Origin of the sequence: Leptospira chreensis (assembly GCF_016919165.1) — a bacterium.
Lineage (GTDB): Bacteria > Spirochaetota > Leptospiria > Leptospirales > Leptospiraceae > Leptospira_A > Leptospira_A chreensis.
On the sequence record NZ_JAFFPS010000031.1, the window covers coordinates 134980 to 155235 of the forward strand.

Genomic DNA, 20256 nt, shown 5'->3' on the forward strand with positions numbered 1-20256 from the left:
TCCCTCGGATTTTGTTTACGAGTAACGAAATTATGAACTTAGGCATTACAGAAGTAAAAAAAGGAATGATTCTCAAGATTGACAATGAGCTTTATTCCGTCGTCAAAACCGAGTTTGTGAACCCAGGAAAGGGTTCTGCATTCATCCGTACCAAACTTAAAAATATTGTCCGCGATTCTTCTATTGAAAGAACCTTCAAAGCTGCAGAAAAATTGGAAAGTGTGGATTTGGAACGTCGCAAAATGCAGTATTGTTATGCTGACGGTGACCAAATCATTTTTATGGATGTCAACGATTACGAACAGATCCCTGTTTCTAAAGATTATGTGGAAGACATCCTTCCTTTTATGAAAGAAGAAACACCTGTGGAAGTTGCGTTTTATAATGACAAACCCATTGGTGTCACACCTCCTAACTTTGCTGTGTTGGAAGTTACCTATGCCGAAGATGGTTTGAAAGGGGACACAACAGGTCTTGCCCTCAAACGTGTGACGGTTGAAACTGGTGGAGAAGTTCAAGTTCCCATCTTTATCAAACAAGGGGACACTGTAAAAATTGACCTCAGAGATTTGACCTACGTGGAGCGAGTCAACAAATAGATTTGGAATCGCATTCTTTCTTACAAGAACTCACCAAACTTTCCCATACCTATTATGAAAGGCAGTGGATGTATGCCACTGCCGGCAATCTTTCTGCACGCGACCGGGATTCCTTTTGGATCACGGCTTCCGGAAAACACAAAGGCGAACTTACAGATAAAGACTTTGTTTGTGTCTCTGTCGCCGACGGGTCTTTAGTTTCCGCAAGGGATGGTTTAAAACCTTCTGCAGAAACTAGCATCCATCAGGTGGTCTATTCTCAGATTCCAAATGCGGGTGCAGCTCTCCATGTCCATACCTTAGATTCCAACTTACTTGAGTTTGGTGTAGGAAAGGAAGAGGGCTTTCGCGATTTTCCTCTTCCACCGATAGAAATCATCAAAGCCTTTGGAATTTGGGACGAAAAACCAAATCTAACCTTTCCTGTTTTTTACAATCATACCCATGTCCCGACCATTGCTTCGGAAATCAAACGTTACTTTGAAACCAATGGGAAACCGCAGGTTCCTTTTTTACTGATCGAAGGCCATGGCCCCACAGTTTGGGGAAAGTCGGTAGCCGAAGCCAATAAACATTTGGAAGCGGTACATTTTCTTTTGCAAGTGATGGCAAGGCGGAAATGAAAGAGAATACCCATGTGTATATTTTTGGAATAGGTTCCGGAATTGGACAAGGGCTTCACAAACGTTTTTTAGAAGACGCATCCGTTTCTCTTTTTGGATTTTCTAGAAAGGGAGAAGAGTCTTTTCAGTCCTTCCGGGACAAAGAAAGCGGAAGTTTTGTCTTCGATGCCAAAAACACAGACGATCTAAATTCTTTTCGAACATCGCTATTCTCTAAATACGGATTCGAAACCAATACCTCATCTCTGCCTCCACTTTTTTCTCTAAAGAATATAGACCTAGTGGTTTACTTTGCTTTGGGGGATGGTGTCTTTGGGCCAGTTGCCGATCTAGGCGCGGCCGATTTGAAATCCCATTTTGATCTGAATGTCCACTCTCTCATTTTACTTTCTGGAGCTTTTGCTTCCCTTTTAGCTTCCTTTCGCAGTTCCACCTTTGTATTTTTGGGATCCACTGCCGGAAAACAGGGATTCCCGGAATCCGTAGCCTATTGTGCTTCCAAACATGCAGTTCTCGGAATTGCGCGGGCACTTAGGGAAGAGTGGAAACCCTTCGGAACCAAGGTGGTGCATATCAGCCTGGGAGCGGTCGCTACAGAAATTTGGGACACAAGACCCCAGTTTGACAAGAATGATATGGTTACAATTTCGGACATTTCCGAGTATTTGTGGAGTATTTCCCACTTGCCTAAATCTATCTTTGTCGATGACTTATCCATTACCCCAAAAAAAGGAATCTTATAGTTCCCATGGAATTCAAGGAATCGATTGTACTCGTGACCGGTGGCAGTGGTGGAATTGGAAGAGAGATTGTGCGCACCCTCGTCCTTTCGGGGTTCTCTGTATGGAACTTGGACAAAGTTCGCCCCGCATCCCCCATTTTACAAGAGACCTATAGAGAAGTTGATTTGGCCGAAACTCCCTTTGTGGTAGAAAGAAGTCTTTCCAAAATCATCCAAGAGAGTTCAGAGGCTGGGGACATCTTTGGACTTGTCCACAACGCTGGATTTGGCGGGCCTTACCATCCCATTACCGAAGTTTCTGTTGAAGAATGGGAAAGTATATTTCGTATCAATGTAAATAGCTTATTTCTATTATCCAAATTACTTTTGCCCATTTTTAAAAACCAAAGTTTTGGACGGATTGTCGCCATTGCCTCTTCTTTATCCATTGTGGGATCAGCCAACTCAGTTGCGTATTCTTCCTCAAAACATGCGTTAGTTGGATTCATTCGTTCTGTTGCAGATGAATGGGGAAAGTATGGAATCACGGCCAACGCAGTGAGTCCAGGTTACGTGGACACAAAGATGGGAATCCAAGAAGACCAAATCTCCGATCATAAATCAAAAATCATAGATAAGACACCCGTTCGAAGAATTGCAGAACCTTCCGAAATTGCTCGTGTAGTCAATTTCCTCCTTCAAAAAGAATCCGGATACATTTCTGGATCGAATTGGACTGTCGACGGCGGACTCACAGCCATTTAACTTATGAGAATATCTCCCCCGCACGACCACTTCCTACAACTCACCACGAAAGAAACCTTAGGAAGGTCTTCCGGGATCATCTTACAAAAAGAAGCTTTGTCCATTATGAAAACAGTGGAGATCCAAAGTTCCCGTGAAAACATTGAAGCAGGGCATTTGTTTCGCCCAACAGATTCCAATTTTGAAAAACTAAAAATGGATCGGGAAACTGCTTTGGATGGACTTTGGCAGCTCATTGATTATGGACTGACCACCCAACTTTTTGAAATCAAATTTGATGCCGATGTGGGCGAATTACGATTTGTTAATTTTCTTGTAGGACTTCCCGGCGGAATGCCTTTAGAAGAACCTTATAAATTACTGATCGCAAGGTCTACCGAACATTTATTCCAATACATCCAAGCCAAACGAATTCTAACAGAAGATACTTGGCGTAATGTCCTGAACAAACTGGCAGACATTGATTATAAAGAAACAAAGGGATCTGGTGATGAGTTGGATCGGATGTTGGAACCAAAACAGTTCCCCTTACAACCGTCAGCGGAGATGTTATCAAGATCTCGTGGTCTTATCATTGATGAGTTGGAAGCGGATCCTCGGATCATTGTCCTTCCCCATGTAGGATTCTATTCCATACCAGAGTCGGAAGCCGCTAATTTTTTACATATCGCTAACGAGTATTTAATGACCAAAGTGGAACCTTTGGCAAAGGCATTCGATACAGAGATTCGTTTGGCCTTTGATAGAATCCATACATTGACACCTGTGAGTGGGAATGCTGAACCAAACGAAGTGGATCTGATCCGTTCTAAAATTGAAATGTTATATGGATTTAAAGAAATCCTGAAAGAAAATGGTTTTTATCCTTTAGTCAATAACCTACGGAAAGTGGCGGAGATTGCGGCCAAATTTGCTGAGGTGGAAAAAAAACGTGAGGTGGACCGACTTCTTAAAGTGTATATGAAGATGTTGGATAGCCAATTTGACTTTGATTCCAGGCTCCTCCGAATCAATTTAGAAAAAGACAATGAACATGATACCATCATTGTGGATCTCTTAAGAAAGAATCCCAAAGTTCTTTCTGCCGAATGGCATGACCAGGATTCCAAAATTGCTGTTTTTGTGAATAACAACCAAAACAATATCAAAGACATCAACCATCTAATCTTTCAAAATTATAGGTTCACTACAGAACATATTTTGTATCTTAAAGCCATCATTGAACTGAATGAAAAAGAACTAAAACCTCTATTCAAAGATGATGATTTTGTAAAAACCTATGGCAAAAACCTGCAAACGGTTTATTTTAATTATATTCCTTGGTTTTATAAACTTTTCTATTATTTAGGAGTGTCTCCGATCGTAAACTCTGGTTATGCGAAGGCAAAATCAATCCTTACTTATGCACAGATGGATCGTCAGTTTTTATACCAAAAACGTAGGGAAAATTTCTTTAAAAAGAAACTAAGAGAAAGAGAAGAACGGTTTGAAAAAGAAAAAAAACAACAACTCAAACGAGCTCTCATTTCTGCTTTGAGTGATGCTTATTTTCAAAAGAATTGTTTGCCTTCGGTCGATTGGCTTGGTTCTAATTATCCTGCATTTTCTGCAGAAACTTTGGAACAAATGATTCCTGATTTTGCTTTTATATCCACAACGGGAAAAACGGTGAAACCAAACTCTGTGATTTTGTTTCCGAACTCACCTGAGTTTGATTCGCTGAACAAACGTTTGAAGGAATTGTTCAACCAGTGGACAAGAGGTGAGTTGGATCCACCGGCAGAAGACAAAGAACTCCTCGTTCAAATTCGTGGTTTGATTTAATCAATACCAACGTTTGACTCTGAAATAAAGTAACATTAGAATCCCTAAAAAACCCATACTACCCAAGGCAGAGGCAAACCCGTATTCCCAATCGAGAGTGGGCACATGCCGAAAGTTCATTCCATAAATTCCAGCCACAAGGGACATCGGCAACATAATGGCTGTCATGATGGTAAGAATTTTCATGATTTCATTGGTTTTCCGAGTAGAAATGGCAATATGAGCTTCGAGGGCCGAGGATATGGATTCAATATTACTATCCACAAGTTCTAAAATCCTAAGGGAATGGTCTCTTACATCGCGAAAGAAAGCATCTGCTTCATCGCTAAAAAAACTATTTTTAATTTTTTCCAAATCTTCTAACACTTCTTTGTTTTGTAACATTCCTTTTTTGATCGATAGGAGACTGGCTCGCAGACTATATACGTTACTGATATCGAGTGATTTGGAATTGCTAAAAATTTGATCTTCAAAATGTTCAATCCGTTCTTCTATTTTTTGAGTTATGGCTAGTGTATGGTCTGTTTCGATATCTAAAATTTTGTGTACAATAAATTCATACCCACGAGCGAGAATTTTATTATTCACCTTCCATTGGTCGATCAAGTCACCAATACTATCTCGGTAGTCTAGCGTTAGAGAGATGATTTGGTTTGGTGTTAGGATGAAGTTGAAGTTCTTTTGAGTGAGTTGGTTTCTTTCAAAATGAAATCCTCGGAAAACAAAAAATATATAGTTAGGAAAGATCTCCAGTTTGATCCGGCTATTGGGGTTTAGAATGTCTTCTATAGTAAGTTGGTGGATATCATGTTTTTGAAAGAGAAACATGAGTTTTTCTTCGTTTTCTGCGGTGATATGAATCCAATGTTTCGGATGTCTATGGGAGAGGGGTAGAGGTCTGTCCAGAAGGACTTCATCTTTACTCGTTGGAGTTAAAATATAATTAAAGAGAGCTGGCATTTATACTATATTCCTTAAGAAAAATTCTCTGAGTTCTTTTCTGTCATCGGAAGAGTCTTCTGCTATCACAAATTTTCTTGTTTTGAAATATCCGGAAGCTGTAATCATCGACTCTTTTATTTTTCCAGCCCTAGATAGGATGAGATGGAATTTTTCTCCCGGGTGCAGGTTTTTTTCTAATTTTTGTAAGGCAGTTGGGGTGGCCCGTTTTCCGTTGATGGCAAGAATTTCATCATCTAACATTAAATCGAAAGAACCGATATCCGTTTTGTGTTGGAGTTTTTGAATGTATAGGTTCCCGTTTTTCTCTTTTGTTTTGAATCCAGTTTCGCCGGCTGGATCGGATTGGATCCTTTGGATTCCAATGATATCCAAATAATGGTCCACAGGAATTGGTTTTGGGTTTTCTAAATAATCATTAAATTCTGTTTTTAAATCCACACCTGTAACATCTTTTACTGTATCAAAAAACTCTTGTTTGGTGAATCCTCTGTTTTTGGTTTTGACAAATACTTCGTTTAATTGTTGGAATACATGGCGGATGGTTTTTCTTTCTTTTGACTCTTTCAGTAAAAATAAATTCATACACAAGGCAATGACCCCACCCTTAGTATAATAGGAAACAGTGATATTGTGGCTATTCCCGTTTCGTTTGTAATACTTGGTCCAGGCTGTAAAAGAAGATTCTTCTAAACTCATCCAGGAATCGGCTTCGTTGTCTTCGAGAGCAAGAATGTCCGATTGGAGTTTGGATAAGTATTCTTCTTTTGTGAGAAATCCTGAATGGTAGAGAAAATAAGCATCATAAAAACTAGTAAATCCTTCAGCAATCCACAACTCGCGAGTTAGGTTGGGTTTTTGGTAATCAAAAGGTCCAAGGGCGATCGGACGGATTCGTTTGATATTCCAAAGGTGAAAGTATTCATGAGATAAAAGTTCGAGTAACCTTTTGTATTCTTCTTCATCCGAAATTAAGTCTGGGTTGAAGTAGTTGATACTAGAGGCTCTATGTTCCAGGCCCCCGTAAGCCGGCAAACTCAAGTTCAAAACAAAAAGATAATAAGGATTGGGTGAGTCCATCATCCAATCGATTTGTGTTTCTGTGATTCGCTTTAAGTCCAGTGCGAGTTTTGTTTTGAAATCAAAATTCACATCTCCTTCCACAAGTAATTCATGTTTGGTGGTTCCCGCCGTAAAAAATACAGAGTTTTGTTTACTCAAATGGAATGGGGAATCAAATAGTTCGTCAAAATTTTCGGCAAAAAATAGATGAGAGTCTTCTTCGCTACGAGCCAAACTCGAATACACAAAAGGGAAAAATTGAGAAACTTGGAATCGAACTGCGGCTTGTGTTTCTAGTTTTCCTTCTGGGTATAAAAACAAAGCGGGTGGGTTGATGAATCCAAACTCTGTTTCTAAATAATTGGTTCGAACGGTAAAGTCTTCAAAGGCATAGATGATATAAGAAATTTCGAATTCGGAAGGTAAATTTTTTAATTTCCAACGATGTAAGTCTACCATCTCCCAAGATACAGGTTCTCCGGTTTTTACGTTTTTGACTTCGAGTTTATGGAGGTGGGTGGCATAGTCCCGAATCATATAAGATCCTGGAGTCCAACTGGGCAAACAAAAAGTCATCTCCGATTGGTCTGTTTGGACAAGGAGCCGAACCTGGAAGTAGTGTTTGTAGAGATCAAAAATGGAAACTTCAAAATCCAGCTTTAGGGCGTTAGACTGGCCGACATCACTTGCGGTTTTTTCCTGTTCTTCTTTTGCCATGGTAACCCCATCTTCTTTTATTTTTAGTTTTGATCAAATGTTTTCTTGACGTTATTTCTTTATAGTACTAGAAAAGGCATAGCTAAGGTATGAGCAGAGGAGGTGGTCTAATTGGATAGTAGTTGTTACGACACAAGATTTTTGACTCGCGAGGTGGCTGGGCAATAACGCCTCAAGCTTTGTTGCAAAACCGACCAGACACAGTCTTTCCAAGTTCCGAACGGGTGGTCTCCTTCGGGCTTTATGCAGTCGCTTGGAAAGATTCCTTTATTCCTTCGAAATCTTAAAACTTTTTAACAATTCATCCAGCGTGGTTGTCACTTGACTGAGCCTTTCCGCATTTTCTGACATAGAAGAAGACTGGTCCGATAACACTTGAGAACCGTTTGAAATATTGACTGTCATATTGGCCAATTCATTGGTCGCCCGTTGTTGTTCCTCTGTAGAAAGTTGGATGGCTTTGACTTGGTCAGTAATCTCTGCCACTTCCGAATAAATACTTTCCGTCCTTGCACTTTGGTCTTCAATCATCGGTCGTATTTCATTGGAAGAAACAAAGATCTCGGATACTTCATCCGTGATTTTTTTCAAGACTTCCACAAGTTTCTCCACCTGCACATTCCCACGTTCAATCGAATCGAGGGCCTCGGAAGAGAGAACATTAATTTGGGAAACCGATTCCGCGGATTGACTTGCGAGTTTTGTGATTTCCTCTGCCACCACGGCAAATCCTTTTCCCGATTCCCCGGCTCTTGCCGCTTCGATCGCAGCGTTTAACGCGAGTAAACCGGTCCTTTTGGCAATATCGGAAATGACATTGGAAAATGCTGTGATGGTTTTGGATTTGTCTTGGATCTCTCGGATGGCAAGGGAGGCTTCTTTTGCCATGATCCTTCCTTCTTCCGCATTGCGGTTGGCTCGCACGGAGATTTCTCCAAAAGAATTGACCTTTTCCAAAATTCGTTTCATCAACTGTTGGATATCACCTAACGACTGGTGAATGGTTTCTGTATTTTCAACGGCGCTGAGGACATTGCTATGAATGGTTTCGGAAGAGGCATTGAGTTCTTCCACAGTGGCGCTCGCTTCTTCCGAAGAGGCGGCCTGGTTTTGTGCTAAATCGGTAAGTTCGGTAATGGTTCCTTGGATTTTGTCCGTGGTTTCACTGATTTTACCGGAAGATTTTTGTGCAATCCGAATCAGTTTGCGTAAGTGTTCAATCATTTTGTCTAGACTTACCATGATACTTCCCAGTTCGTCTAACTGATCAATGGTGATGGATTCTCTCAAATCACCAGAAGCTACTTTGTCAGTGGATAAGTTGATGGCTTTGATCCTTCGGTCCACTAGTCGTTGGAAACTAAAGTAGATGGAGAGTGTCGAGAGTGCCACACCCAAAATTCCAAGAGTTATGGTAGTGATGAGGATGGAATTCAGAGTCGATTGGATTTGGGATTCGGGGATGGAGATCCTTGCAAACCAAGGGGAGTTGTCTTCAATGATGGTGATGGGAACAGCTACATGGTAGTACCCCTGATACCGATAAATGGATTTGTCTTTGTTCTTTAGACGGTCATAAAAAAATGCATCGGCTTGGGAGCGAAAGTCAAGGCCTTCGGAAAGGTTCGAGAATCCATCATACAATACCAAATGGTTGTCGGAGACGAGTGTGATTTTTCCTTCTCCGTCGGCAAATTTTAGAGAATCCAAATACTTCTTTATCGTGGCAAGGCTGATATCGATTCCAGAAATCCCAATGAATTTACCATTGCGTAGGATAGGCTCCATAATCGAAACAATGAAAGTATCTACGCCACCCACCTTATAGATATAAGGTGACGTGATGCTTGTTTTTAAAGTGGCTTTTGGTTTTTGGTAGAATTCACCTTGGATGGGATCATCCAAATCTTTTAACACTTCTGAATGAACTTTGTCTCCATCACGAAATATATAAGGGATAAACCTGCCGGTTCCGTCGTGGTCCGGTGCAAACTTAAACGCCGCATCCTTTCCGTCAAAGGCGTTGGGTTCAAATCCGCAGTAAGCAGCAAAAGCAATGTCTTTTTCGGCGATTAGCGTTTTTAAATACCGAATGGCAGCAGGTCTTGAAGTGATCACCCCATCTTCAAAGGATTTGCGGAAGGCAAAGGTTTTGTTTAAAGGGACTCTCAGTTGGTGGGAAATGTCACCGACGATTTTAGAGGAAATGTATTCTGTATCTTCCTCTAAGTTATGGAGAAGAGTGGATCTGACTACCAAAGACAATACAATCATAATCCCTGCGATGATGACAGAAATGACAGCCAGGGAAATTAGAATGATTTTCTTTTTGATACTCATATTGTGCCTATAAATTGAATTTCAATAAAACTTCTGAAATTTTGGAACTAATTCCTGTCATACGAAGAGAATTGGCCGACATGGTCTCCGATTGTTCCGAAAGAATTTGGGAACCATTGGAAATATTGATAGTCATATTCGATAGTTCGAAGGTGGCTCTTTTTTGTTCTTCTGTGGATTGTTGGATGGATTCAACAAGATCTGTAATCTCTTCAATCTCAACATAAATCTGATCGGTTCTTGTTTTTTGGTCTTGGATGAGGGGAACAATTTCTCTAGCCTTTTCAAAGATTACAGAAACTTCCTTGATAATTTCTCGGAGCAAATCAATGAGTTTCGTGACTTGTGTTCCCCCATTTTGGATGGAATGTAAGGCTTCTTCTGAGAGGGTGTTGATCTGTGAAACTGATTCGGCGGCTTGGGCGGCAAGTTTTGAAATTTCTTCTGCCACCACAGCAAACCCTCGGCCCGATTCCCCGGCTCTTGCCGCTTCGATCGCAGCGTTTAACGCGAGTAAGCTTGTCTTTTCGGAGATATTGGAGATGACTTCGGAAAACTCGGTAATGGCAAGGGACTTCTCTTGGATTTCTTCAATGGCTTTCGAAGTGAGCCCTGCCATATTGCGTCCTTCTTCTGCTTTTTGATTGGCAAGGACTGCAATTTGACCAAAGGATTCCACTTCTGTTGTGATGTTTTGCACCAGAGTTTGGATGGCTTGTAATGAAACGTGAATCGATTTAGAATTATCAACAGCTTGTACCACATTAGAGTTGATTGTTTCTGAGGATGCATTGAGTTCTTCCACAGTTGCGCTTGCTTCTTCGGAAGATGCCGCTTGGCTTTGTGCCAAATCAGAAAGTTCGATGATGGTTCGTTCCATAAATTTAGATGTCTCTGTGAGATCCGATCCGGAAGTCTGAGCGACACTTAAGATATGACGAATGCTTTCAATCATCGCAACCACAGCCTCTACCAAATTCCCAATTTCGTCTTTGTGGGTATCGTTGATTTCTTTGGAGAGATTTCCACTTGCCGCATCTTTTGTAAAAGCAATCAAGGTTTGGAGTCGGCTATCTACAAGTTTACGAAAGATAATGACATTGGCCAAAGTAGAAAATAAAATTCCAGTCACTCCAAGACCTAAGGCAATCCAAAAGATAAATTGAATTTCGTTTGTAATCTTTTCTTGTGGGTAAGAAATACGAAGTGTCCAGGGTGCTGTGTTTTCCACGAGTTGGATTGGCAAACTCACATGAAAGTATTCAGAATCAGAATAACTTTGCCTTTGTTTGGAAGACATAGCTAAATTTACATAGACGTCTTCTTTATCTTTCCACTGCACATCCTTCACATCAGGATGGAGTCCATTGAATAATACATAACCGTTACTTGCCACAAGTGTGATTTTTACAGCACCCTCTAGAATTTTTAGGTTATGCAAGTAAGCCCGAATGGTTTCTAAAGAAAGATCCGCACCGGCAATTCCAAGAAAGTTTTGATTGCGAATCACGGGATACACAAGAGAGATCATCGTTACATCTTTGCCATCCACCTTATAATCAAACGGTGGGATGAGTTCTACTTTTTTGTTTTTTTTAGGAAGTTGGTAAAAGTCAGACTCAGGTAAATCAAAACCCACCACCGGTTCGATGATGATTTTTCCATTGGATTTCACGGAATAGGGGATAAGTCTACCAGAATTATCATGATAATTCGCATTACGATAGTTAGAGTCTTTTGCGTCAAAGGCATTGGGTTCGAAAACAACATAAGTTCCGAGAATGGATTCATTCGATGCGGTCATCACATTCAGAATTCGAAAAATCCGATCCCGATCCAAAAGGTTCGGTTCTTGCAAAATTTGTTTTAGAAGGAAAGCTTCATTTAAAGGTGCGGAGAGATAATCTTCTACATCCAGAGAGATCTTATCTGCAAGGACGGAGATGTTTTCTAGAGCATTTTCTTTGGCATTTTTATATATGACATAAGAGATGAGGGTGAGGATTACTCCTAATGAAAAAAGTGTAATGACTGATGTTCCTAAGGCTAACTTCTGTTTGATGTTCATTCTCTTGGATTTACTTTCCTAAGTGAATGTTACGGTAAGTAAGTGAGTTGTTTTCTCAAACACAATTTACAAGAGAGTGAGTTTTTCTGGATATTGACTGAGTCCCAGTAGATTCCCATCACTGTCTAAAAAATATACAGTGAAATCAGTTTTGTTTTGGATCTGCACTTGGTTTAGAAACTGGATCCACTCTGATTTTTCATTTTGTTCCAAGGAAAAAACGAGTGCGCGTGGGGACTTGTTTACTCCTTCCTCTAACATCAGGATGGTTGGCCCAACCTCGATCCAAATGGAACGGATCGTTCCCGATTCATAATGAAATTCCTGGGTTTTCTTGGCCCCTGGAATTTGGAGGTAAAACTCTGCTAAATTGGAAGGGTTCGGAGTACCTATGGCAATGTGGTGAATCATTTTTTTGTTTTCAAATCCCTTTATAAAAAAGAAGCTATCATGAAATCTATCTCACGGAGTTTTTCATGAAAAAATCCCTCATCCTGGCGCTCGCTCTCGGGCTTTTTTTGGCTAATTGTAAATCCAAAGTTTATACCCAAGAAGAGTGTGAGTCTGCTCTCGCTAGCACATTCACTCAAATTGAAGAAGAAGCTAAAAAGAATCCAGCAGCAGCACCAGTCCTCGCAGGATTACAACAAGGTAAACAAAAAATGATCGATCAGTGTACGGAAGGAAAATTTGATCCTAACTGTTTGAAAAATGCTCCAGGTTTCGCTGGCATCATGGGTTGTGTAAAAAAATAATTTTACAAATCCTACCGGGAACTTCTGTTCCCGGTTTTTCCCTCTTCCTCTAAACTTTCAAATCCCCCAGGTTCTGCATAACAACCGTGAGTCCGGTAGGGCCCATGTTCATAAAATCGAATTTCCTGCGCATACCGTTTTCCTTCCCAGATACATTGTTTACAAATGAAAGGTCGGATCGCCCAGTCCTCACATTCTTCTGGTCGGAAACTGGGAAAGACTCGTAAAAAAGGTTTTGAAATTTCTGCTGCAGGCACAGCCCAAAGGACAAAACCAAAAATCGTAGAGATTCCTAAAACCAAAGTTAGTCTCATTCAATAAAACTATCGGGATTTAGTGCATTTTTCAGGATGGGTTTGTGAAAGAAAAATTGAGTACAGAATGGAAAGGGGTGGTGCTTGTTCTCATCGGGGCACTTTTGTTCAGCGCTAAGGCTGTTGTTGTGAAATTGACTTACCGATATGAAATTTCTGCCATTGGATCTCTATTTTTTCGGATGTTGTTTGCCTTTCCTTTTTTGGCTTGGATTGCTTGGAAGGCGGAAAGAGAAGAAGGAAAAACTCCGCTCACCAAAAAAGATGTGATTAATGTCATCCTGATGGGGGTTGTGGGATATTATCTCGCCAGTTTATTTGACTTCCTTGGACTTAAATATATCAGTGCGGGCCTCGAACGAATCATTCTTTTTATCTATCCCACTCTTGTTGTTATTTTATCGTTTTTATTTTTAAAGAAGAAGATCCATCTCCGGGAAGTTTTTTCTCTCATTCTCACTTACACCGGAGTGTCCATAGCTTATGGACAAGATGTTCAATTGGGTTCTGCGAAAGATGTGAGTTTGGGAGCCTTTTTTATTTTGCTTTCCGCTTTGACTTACGCCATATATTTGATGGGGAGTGGTTCCATCATTCCCAAGTTAGGTGCGAGGAAATTCACTGCTTGGGCTCTCATTATTTCTTCGTTTGCAGTGTTTCTTCATTTTGCCATTTTTGGAACTTATAAAGAACTCATCCAACCATTCTCATTCTATGCACTTGCTTTTATTATGGGGACTGTGAATACCGTTGTGCCTGCTATCTTTGTTTCCGAAGGAATCAAACGTGTTGGTAGCAAAACAGCCGCTATAGTAGGATCGATTGGACCAATGTCGACACTTTTTCTTGCGTATTGGCTACTCGATGAACCGATAACTATACTACATGCCATTGGTACATTATTCGTACTCACTGGTGTTTTTTGGATTAGTTCGGTAAAAAAAACAAAAGAAGCCTCTGTTTAGGAGAGAATTTTTCTTTCCAATTGTTACAGAAGGTAGAGAATCAAGGAACTATATGAAATTGCGAAATCTGCTGCTTCTACTCGTATTTGTCACAACAGTGTCTCAAGGGGAACTGTATGCACAATTTACTTGTGAAGGATCAGCCTGTGGTTTTTTACCATCTACACTTACGGAAGCCGGGAATGGTTCCCTTAAAAAATTCGAAACTGGGTACTTAAACGAAGTACTCAAAACCAATTTGGAAGCTGGTTTTCTTGCCAACATAGGCGCAAGTAATATCGGAACAGGTACTGTCCGTCGCATTCAATTTGGTGTGAGTGTCTCGGGTGCGGGATACAAAAAAGACGACATCCAAATCAAAGATGATTATATCAAATACCCAAAACTTCCGAACGTCGGTGGTGCTGTCATTCCTTCCTTTCATTTGGACATCAATCCTGGATGGTTACTCGGAACTTCTGAAGGTGGATACATTCGTCGGATCGGGATTTTTCTCCATGGGATGAACATTGCCGTCACAGAAGATCAAATCCAAGCTGCTTCTAATAATAAAAATTACGAAGGTCGCATCGCCGTACGCTCGTATGGTGGTATGGTCCGGTACCAATTGGTGGAAAAAGAAGGTTTTTTAATGAACCTCATCACTTGGAACGGGATCAATGTGGGAGTGGGCCATCATGTGATGGAACAAAACATGAGCCTCAGTTACCTAGAAGGTAAGGCTTCCCAAATTGAATTCCAAGGCGTAAAAGGAAAGTGGGGCGGAGACACGAACTTCATTTTTAATACCAAGGTTCAAACTACAAATGTAGATTTACGTACGGGTCTTGGCGTGTTTTGGATCGCCAATGTGATCGTAGGTGGGGGTTATAGTTGGAATTCGGGAAGTAATTCTGCCTCCCTCTCGAGACGTGGCCCTTTTCTTGTCACCCTAAACGATTCTCTTCCTTTGGAACTCCCTCGTGAATACCAATCTGTTTTGGACAGAGAACTTCTCGCACAAAATCCCAATGCCACTCTTGGATTTCGTGCGGCTGGCGAGTCTCATTCCAAACGTGGGATTGGATACGGGATTGTTGGATTGGAGTTGGATTTGTTTCTCGTAAAGGTCATTGCGGAAGGATTGTATGGTGGCAAGGATCTCTACTCTGCAAACCTGGGAGTCAAACTCTCCTTTTAGGAAAACTTCGGGGAAATCCATAAAACCTTGCCGTACCGATTGCGAAATTTACCTTAAGTCCTAGGTCTAAGTTTCAATGAAATTATACAAACGCTACGCAAGGGCATTCACGCTCGCCTCCCAAGTATTCTCTTTAGGAGTCGTGGTTCCCATTGGAATCGCTCTCATTCTTTTCTATGTTGATTTAAGTCCCACTCAGGTGAAGACCTTTATTGGGGCGACGATAGCAGCAGGACTTACCAGTCTCATTCTACCGGCTTTCATTTTCCCAAAAAGATTAAAGGCCATCAAAGACGGACTCGTTGCCCTCGAGTCCCAAGCAGAGAAAGATCCCAAAACCTATGTGGCCGTTTGGAACTTAATTGCCAAGATGCCTGTGGTCGGTGCGGTGGTGGGAAGTGCTCAGTGGATTATGGCTTTTCCTATCGTCATTGGTCCTCTCCTTTACCTTCCCGAAACTAGTAAGTCGGATTCGTTTTATATCGTTTGTGTTCTCATCCTCACAGCCCTTCTGAATGTAATTTTCTCTTTTATCCTTTTGGAAAAGGCCTCGCATTTGGTTTTGGAAGATGAGATTCTTCAATCCGAACTAAAAGAAAGAGTCTCTCCTTATTATCGAAACCTAAGAAATACAGTTCCAATTATGTTTTCACTTATGGTTATGGTGCTTTCTATTTTCCTTTTGATTTATGCATTCAATACGAATGCGAAGTCTTTAGAAAAAGCCTTTTCGAACCAACTCTACAACTTCAATCAAAGTAACGAAGCTGGGATTCATGTGTATTTTGAATCGGTGGAAACCAATTTAAAAGGATTGGTTGTTTCTCCTGCGGTGAAAACAGCTCTCGAAACTAAAAATTACAAACTCGCAGAACCGACCTTGGCAAAAGTTTTGGATGATTCTCAATTGCTCTTAGAAAATGCGTTTATTGCTTCCTTTGAAGAAGGAACCCCGATTGTAGCTTCGGGCCTTCCGAATGGCACCAGCGTGGGTTATTCTCTTTCTTCCAATCCAGAAGTTTTAGAAAATATCAATGCAGCCAAAGAGGGAAAAATCCATGTCGGTGTGGCTGTCAAATCTCCGATTAACGGTAGTATTGTGATTATGGTGACAGGCCCGGTCAAAAACGCAAATGGGACTATCATTGGAATGGTAGGGATGCCGTTTCTTGTGGGAAAAGCCATGGAATCCTTCCTTAAAAATGTAAAAATTGGAACTACCGGATATTCCTTTTTATTAGATAAACAATCTACGATGGTGTATCATCCCAATCCGAAGTATTTAATGCATAGTTTTAAAAATTCTGAATTTGAGGCCCTCGCAAAAAATGCAGGGGAATTAGATTCATTCCGAAATCCATGGGAAGGATCCACTTTTTTACTTAGAAGAAAGGTGAGTGAAAGATATGGTCTCCAATTCTTTTCAACCATTGATATCAAAGAAATCGAAGTTGAAAGTCTTTCTTCCCTTCGCGGACTAACAATCATTAGTATTGTCGGTGCTATTTTTATCGCCATAGCCATTTATCTATTGTTTACTGCAAGGTTCAAACCAATGAGAACCATTGGAAAAATCCTCCATGACATTGAAGTGGGTGACCTGCGTCATAATGCGAAAATAGAATCGTCGGATGAGTTTGCAAGACTGGCGCGCGGGCTCAATGCCACTCTAAAACAAATTTCAGAAGTTGTGGGATCCAACCAAGCATTCTCAGAAGACCTTGCATCATCCGCAGAACAGATGTCAGCTTCCCTCAATATGTTGTCTGGTAACGCCCAAACGCAAGCGGCTTCTGCAGAAGAAATATCGGCTTCGATCGAAGAGATTTCTGCGGCAGTCCAAAACGTGGATGCACAGGCCGAAGACCAGTTCCGCAAAGTTGATTTTTTGAAATTAAAAATGGCAGAACTTTCTAGTTTGATCGAAGCGACGGGAAGACAAGTGGGTAAAGCTTCGAAGGATGTAACTCTCATTTCGGAAGAAGCTCGCTCAGGCCAAGCTTCCCTTGATTCGATGAGAAATTCCATCACCAAAATCAGTAACAGTTCTGAGGAAATTGGAAGTGTCATTGAAATCATTAATAATATCTCAGAACAAATCAACTTACTGGCGTTAAATGCTGCGATCGAGGCAGCTCGTGCGGGAGTGTATGGAAGGGGATTTGCTGTGGTTGCGGATGAAATTGGGAAATTAGCTGAAAAAACGGCAAGTTCGATCAATGACATTGGGGAGCTCATCCAAGCGAATGAAAAGGAAATTGAAAGTGGTCGAGAAAATATCGAAACCACCATTTCCCTCATCCAAAGGATCATCCAAGGTGTGAGTTCCTTCAATGAAATGACCGATTCCATTGAGACAAGCACCAAAGAACAGCTTATCATCAACCAAAAGGTAGGGGAAGAGGTGGACAAGGTGAATCAAATCAGCCAGGCCATCCGACTATCCATGGAAGAGCAGAAAAATGCCATTGGTGAGGTGGCGCAGGCCATTTTCAGTATCAATGATTTGACCCAAGGGACAGCTGCAGGTCTCGAAGAGATGACAGCCACTTCCAACGGAATCGCGAATTTGGCAGAAACTCTGAAACGAAAGATCAATTTCTTCAAAATCTCCTAAAATCGGAGAAATTTGCTTGCCGGAGTCTACATATCAAGATTTCTTGATATGTAGATATCTAGGATATGGCGATAGAAACCCTCTCTACCTCTAGGCCCTCCGGCCACCTGCTTTCTGCCACAAAGGCCATTTCCGATGAAACTCGGATTCGGATCCTCCATATCCTCAGTTTTGGGGCTTTTTCCGTGAACGAAGTGGTGGAGATTTTGGGAATGGGCCAGTCGCGGATCTCCCGCCACTTGAAGATATTGACCGAGGCCGGTCTTATTGGCTCTCGTCGGGAAGGGAGTCTTGTGTATAGTTTCCTTCCGGAAGAAGAAGATACCAATTTAAAGTTCCCTTTAGAACTTACCAAACTACTATTATCCTACAAAGAAGACCTTCCATCCAGGGAAAGGGACCAAAAGATGGTCCACCAAATCCTCGAAACTCGGGAACGCAAATCAAAGTCCTTTTTTGATACCGTGGCCGAGAGTTGGGAGAAATTACAAGAAGAGACCTTACATCCCAAACTCTACCGGTCTTGGGTGTTACAAGAGCTCCCGACATGTGAAAACATTTTGGATTTGGGTTGTGGACCGGGTGGACTCATTCCTTTTCTTTTGAACAAGGCCAAACATGTGACAGGAGTGGATAACTCTTCGAAAATGATTGAAAGTGCTTCGTCCAATTATGGGAAAAATCCCAGTGTGAGTCTCATTCAAACGCCCATGGAACATTTGCCACTGGCAACTAACTCTTGTGACGCTGTTGTCGCCTCTATGGTCATGCATCATATTTCGCATCCACCCACAGTCCTCGAAGAAGTGTCTCGGGTTTTGAAACCAGGTGGGGTATTGTGTATTGTTGATTTAGCAAAACACAATGCAGAGTATATGCGTGATAATTTTGCAGACTTGTGGCTTGGATTTGAACCAGAACTATTTGAGTCATGGTTGTCCAATGCAGGTTTTAGAGTCGGATCTATGAATGAGATCCAAACAGAATCTAGTTTTAAAATTTTAACTATCAAAGCAACAAAGGAAGAAGGAGGACAATATGTCCACAGCAACTGAAACAAAAACGGAAAGATTGCCATTTAAAGTGAAGGATATCTCTCTTGCAGAATGGGGAAGAGAAGAGATCATTTTGGCAGAAAAAGAAATGCCGGGCCTTATGGCTCTTCGTAAAGAATTTGGAACTTCTAAGCCACTCAAAGGTGCTAGAATTTGCGGATCTCTTCACATGACAATCCAAACAGCGGTTCTAATTGAAACCTTGGCTGCATTAGGTGCTGACATTCGTTGGTCCTCTTGTAACATTTTTTCAACTCAAGACCATGCTGCCGCTGCGATTGCAAAAGCAGGAATTCCTGTATTTGCATGGAAAGGCGAATCAGAAGAAGAATACTGGTGGTGTATTGAACAAACACTATTTTTTGACGGTGGTAAAGGACCAAACATGATCCTTGATGACGGTCATGATCTAACTCATTACATTCATGAAAAATACCCACAACTTCTTACAGACATCAAAGGTGTTTCTGAAGAAACAACTACAGGTGTAATTGCACTTCATAAAAAATTGAAAGCGGGAACTCTTAAAATCCCTGCGATCAACGTAAATGACTCGGTAACAAAATCTAAGTTTGATAACCTTTACGGTTGCCGTGAATCACTTGCAGATGGAATCAAACGTGCAACAGACGTGATGCTTGCTGGTAAAGTAGCACTTGTTTGTGGATACGGTGACGTAGGAAAAGGTTCTGCAGCATCTCTTCGTAACTTCGGTGCACGAGTGATTGTTACTGAAATCGATCCAATTTGTGCTCTTCAAGCTGTAATGGAAGGATATCAAGTTCTTCGTGTAGAAGATGTAATCGAAAATGCAGACATCATTGTAACGGCAACGGGAAATGATGACATCATCACACTTGAAAACATGAAAGCGATGAAAGACGGTGCGATTCTTTGTAACATTGGTCACTTCGATACAGAAATTCAAATGTCTCGTTTGAATTCAGAAAAAGACGTAATCAAAAAAGAAATCAAACCACAAGTAGATAAATATACTTTCCCTAATGGAAGATCGATTATCGTTCTTGCAGAAGGTCGACTTGTGAACCTTGGTTGTGCTACTGGTCACCCATCTTTCGTAATGTCTAGTTCATTCACAAACCAAGTTTTGGCTCAGATTGAACTTTACACTACAAAATACGAATTGGGTGTTCACCGCCTTCCAAAACACTTGGATGAAAAAGTGGCAGCTCTTCATTTGGAACAGTTGGGAGTTCGTTTAACAAAACTATCTCAAAAACAAGCTGATTATATCAGTGTTCCACTCGAAGGTCCGTACAAACCTGACCACTACCGATACTAAAAAAATTACCCTTTTTGATAAAATTCAAGAAGGGCTTTGGAGTTTCTCATGGCTTATGTTGTAACTGAAATTTGCGTTGATTGTAAATACACAAGTTGCGCAGCAGTTTGTCCCGTGGAAGCTTTTCATGAAGCTCCGGACACTCTGTACATTGATCCGGACACTTGTATTGATTGTAATGCCTGTCAATATGAATGCCCGATTGATGCGATTTTCCCGGACTATGATGTTCCGGAAAAACACAAACCTTCTATTGAAGTCAATGCACAAGAAGCAACCAAATACCCGGTCATAGTAAACACGAAACCACCTCTTAAGGGTGCAAAGTGTTCTGATTCGAGTAAATAAATGATTTTACGGGTGTATATCGAAAGTTATGCACCCTTTT

The 20256-nt window shown here is 41.1% G+C and carries 18 protein-coding genes; 12 read left to right on the plus strand and 6 right to left on the minus strand.

Annotation, left to right across the window (positions count from 1 at the left end; all coding sequences use genetic code 11):
• Window positions 1–32: 32 nt before the first annotated feature.
• Genes efp through JWG41_RS10100 form a run of 5 tightly spaced genes read left to right on the plus strand, consistent with a single transcriptional unit; the run spans window position 33 to window position 4532 of the window.
• Window positions 33–599: an elongation factor P gene (gene efp, locus JWG41_RS10080; protein WP_205269796.1), complete on the plus strand. Its 567-nt coding sequence runs from the start codon at window positions 33–35 to the stop codon at window positions 597–599.
• A gap of 2 nt (window positions 600–601) precedes the next feature.
• The gene (mtnB, locus tag JWG41_RS10085) at window positions 602–1222 is read left to right on the plus strand and encodes a methylthioribulose 1-phosphate dehydratase (protein ID WP_205269797.1); all 621 of its coding nucleotides are present in this window, start codon (window positions 602–604) and stop codon (window positions 1220–1222) included.
• The gene (locus JWG41_RS10090; RefSeq protein ID WP_205269798.1) at window positions 1219–1965 is read left to right on the plus strand and encodes an SDR family oxidoreductase; all 747 of its coding nucleotides are present in this window, start codon (window positions 1219–1221) and stop codon (window positions 1963–1965) included. The genes mtnB and JWG41_RS10090 overlap by 4 nt, the downstream gene beginning before the upstream one ends.
• A gap of 5 nt (window positions 1966–1970) precedes the next feature.
• Entirely contained in the window at window positions 1971–2708 is a 738-nt protein-coding gene (locus JWG41_RS10095) for an SDR family NAD(P)-dependent oxidoreductase (RefSeq protein ID WP_205269799.1), read from the plus strand.
• 3 nt (window positions 2709–2711) lie between these two features.
• Window positions 2712–4532: a hypothetical protein gene (locus tag JWG41_RS10100; RefSeq protein WP_205269800.1), complete on the plus strand. Its 1821-nt coding sequence runs from the start codon at window positions 2712–2714 to the stop codon at window positions 4530–4532.
• Here JWG41_RS10100 and JWG41_RS10105 read toward each other — a convergent pair whose 3' ends face one another.
• From JWG41_RS10105 to JWG41_RS10125, 5 genes are all read right to left on the minus strand, one after another.
• Window positions 4533–5492: a magnesium transporter CorA family protein gene (locus tag JWG41_RS10105; protein ID WP_205269801.1), complete on the minus strand. Its 960-nt coding sequence runs from the start codon at window positions 5490–5492 to the stop codon at window positions 4533–4535. It lies immediately after the preceding gene.
• A complete protein-coding gene (locus JWG41_RS10110; RefSeq protein ID WP_205269802.1) occupies window positions 5493–7271 on the minus strand; it encodes a M61 family metallopeptidase in 1779 nt (592 codons plus the stop codon).
• 267 nt (window positions 7272–7538) lie between these two features.
• Window positions 7539–9611, minus strand: a complete 2073-nt coding sequence (locus JWG41_RS10115; RefSeq protein ID WP_205269803.1) for a methyl-accepting chemotaxis protein — start codon at window positions 9609–9611, stop codon at window positions 7539–7541.
• A 7-nt stretch (window positions 9612–9618) separates the two neighbouring features.
• Complete coding sequence (locus tag JWG41_RS10120) at window positions 9619–11679, minus strand: methyl-accepting chemotaxis protein (protein WP_205269804.1); 2061 nt, start codon at window positions 11677–11679, stop codon at window positions 9619–9621.
• A gap of 66 nt (window positions 11680–11745) precedes the next feature.
• On the minus strand, window positions 11746–12090 hold the full coding sequence (locus JWG41_RS10125) for a VOC family protein (protein WP_205269805.1): 345 nt from the start codon (window positions 12088–12090) through the stop codon (window positions 11746–11748).
• A gap of 65 nt (window positions 12091–12155) precedes the next feature.
• Between JWG41_RS10125 and JWG41_RS10130 the strand changes: the two genes are divergently transcribed.
• On the plus strand, window positions 12156–12434 hold the full coding sequence (locus JWG41_RS10130) for a TIGR04454 family lipoprotein (RefSeq protein ID WP_205269806.1): 279 nt from the start codon (window positions 12156–12158) through the stop codon (window positions 12432–12434).
• 11 nt (window positions 12435–12445) lie between these two features.
• On the opposite strand, the gene JWG41_RS10135 is transcribed toward JWG41_RS10130, so the two are convergent.
• Complete coding sequence (locus tag JWG41_RS10135) at window positions 12446–12748, minus strand: hypothetical protein (protein WP_205269807.1); 303 nt, start codon at window positions 12746–12748, stop codon at window positions 12446–12448.
• A gap of 44 nt (window positions 12749–12792) precedes the next feature.
• Between JWG41_RS10135 and JWG41_RS10140 the strand changes: the two genes are divergently transcribed.
• From JWG41_RS10140 to JWG41_RS10165, 6 genes are all read left to right on the plus strand, one after another.
• Complete coding sequence (locus tag JWG41_RS10140; RefSeq protein WP_205269808.1) at window positions 12793–13713, plus strand: DMT family transporter; 921 nt, start codon at window positions 12793–12795, stop codon at window positions 13711–13713.
• Window positions 13714–13765: 52 nt separating this feature from the next.
• The gene (locus JWG41_RS10145) at window positions 13766–14893 is read left to right on the plus strand and encodes an Lsa36 family surface (lipo)protein (RefSeq protein WP_205269809.1); all 1128 of its coding nucleotides are present in this window, start codon (window positions 13766–13768) and stop codon (window positions 14891–14893) included.
• A 76-nt stretch (window positions 14894–14969) separates the two neighbouring features.
• Window positions 14970–17510, plus strand: coding sequence for a methyl-accepting chemotaxis protein (locus JWG41_RS10150; RefSeq protein ID WP_205269810.1), 2541 nt, complete (start codon window positions 14970–14972; stop codon window positions 17508–17510).
• A gap of 65 nt (window positions 17511–17575) precedes the next feature.
• A complete protein-coding gene (locus JWG41_RS10155) occupies window positions 17576–18565 on the plus strand; it encodes an ArsR/SmtB family transcription factor (RefSeq protein WP_205269811.1) in 990 nt (329 codons plus the stop codon).
• Window positions 18549–19868 (plus strand): adenosylhomocysteinase, encoded by a 1320-nt coding sequence (gene ahcY / locus JWG41_RS10160; protein WP_205269812.1) that lies wholly within the window; start codon window positions 18549–18551, stop codon window positions 19866–19868. The genes JWG41_RS10155 and ahcY overlap by 17 nt, the downstream gene beginning before the upstream one ends.
• A gap of 48 nt (window positions 19869–19916) precedes the next feature.
• On the plus strand, window positions 19917–20216 hold the full coding sequence (locus JWG41_RS10165; RefSeq protein WP_205269813.1) for an indolepyruvate ferredoxin oxidoreductase subunit alpha: 300 nt from the start codon (window positions 19917–19919) through the stop codon (window positions 20214–20216).
• The last annotated feature ends 40 nt before the right edge of the window (window positions 20217–20256 follow it).

What these genes read in the sequence shown, in the direction of transcription:
- efp (WP_205269796.1), top strand. Translation starts at nt 33, where the DNA reads ATGAACTTAGGCATTACAGAAGTAAAAAAAGGAATGATTCTCAAGATT.
- JWG41_RS10090 (WP_205269798.1), top strand. Translation starts at nt 1,219, where the DNA reads ATGAAAGAGAATACCCATGTGTATATTTTTGGAATAGGTTCCGGAATT.
- JWG41_RS10095 (WP_205269799.1), top strand. Translation starts at nt 1,971, where the DNA reads ATGGAATTCAAGGAATCGATTGTACTCGTGACCGGTGGCAGTGGTGGA.
- JWG41_RS10100 (WP_205269800.1), top strand. Translation starts at nt 2,712, where the DNA reads ATGAGAATATCTCCCCCGCACGACCACTTCCTACAACTCACCACGAAA.
- JWG41_RS10105 (WP_205269801.1), bottom strand. Translation starts at nt 5,492, where the DNA reads ATGCCAGCTCTCTTTAATTATATTTTAACTCCAACGAGTAAAGATGAA.
- JWG41_RS10110 (WP_205269802.1), bottom strand. Translation starts at nt 7,271, where the DNA reads ATGGCAAAAGAAGAACAGGAAAAAACCGCAAGTGATGTCGGCCAGTCT.
- JWG41_RS10115 (WP_205269803.1), bottom strand. Translation starts at nt 9,611, where the DNA reads ATGAGTATCAAAAAGAAAATCATTCTAATTTCCCTGGCTGTCATTTCT.
- JWG41_RS10120 (WP_205269804.1), bottom strand. Translation starts at nt 11,679, where the DNA reads ATGAACATCAAACAGAAGTTAGCCTTAGGAACATCAGTCATTACACTT.
- JWG41_RS10125 (WP_205269805.1), bottom strand. Translation starts at nt 12,090, where the DNA reads ATGATTCACCACATTGCCATAGGTACTCCGAACCCTTCCAATTTAGCA.
- JWG41_RS10130 (WP_205269806.1), top strand. Translation starts at nt 12,156, where the DNA reads ATGAAAAAATCCCTCATCCTGGCGCTCGCTCTCGGGCTTTTTTTGGCT.
- JWG41_RS10135 (WP_205269807.1), bottom strand. Translation starts at nt 12,748, where the DNA reads ATGAGACTAACTTTGGTTTTAGGAATCTCTACGATTTTTGGTTTTGTC.
- JWG41_RS10145 (WP_205269809.1), top strand. Translation starts at nt 13,766, where the DNA reads ATGAAATTGCGAAATCTGCTGCTTCTACTCGTATTTGTCACAACAGTG.
- JWG41_RS10150 (WP_205269810.1), top strand. Translation starts at nt 14,970, where the DNA reads ATGAAATTATACAAACGCTACGCAAGGGCATTCACGCTCGCCTCCCAA.
- JWG41_RS10155 (WP_205269811.1), top strand. Translation starts at nt 17,576, where the DNA reads ATGGCGATAGAAACCCTCTCTACCTCTAGGCCCTCCGGCCACCTGCTT.
- ahcY (WP_205269812.1), top strand. Translation starts at nt 18,549, where the DNA reads ATGTCCACAGCAACTGAAACAAAAACGGAAAGATTGCCATTTAAAGTG.
- JWG41_RS10165 (WP_205269813.1), top strand. Translation starts at nt 19,917, where the DNA reads ATGGCTTATGTTGTAACTGAAATTTGCGTTGATTGTAAATACACAAGT.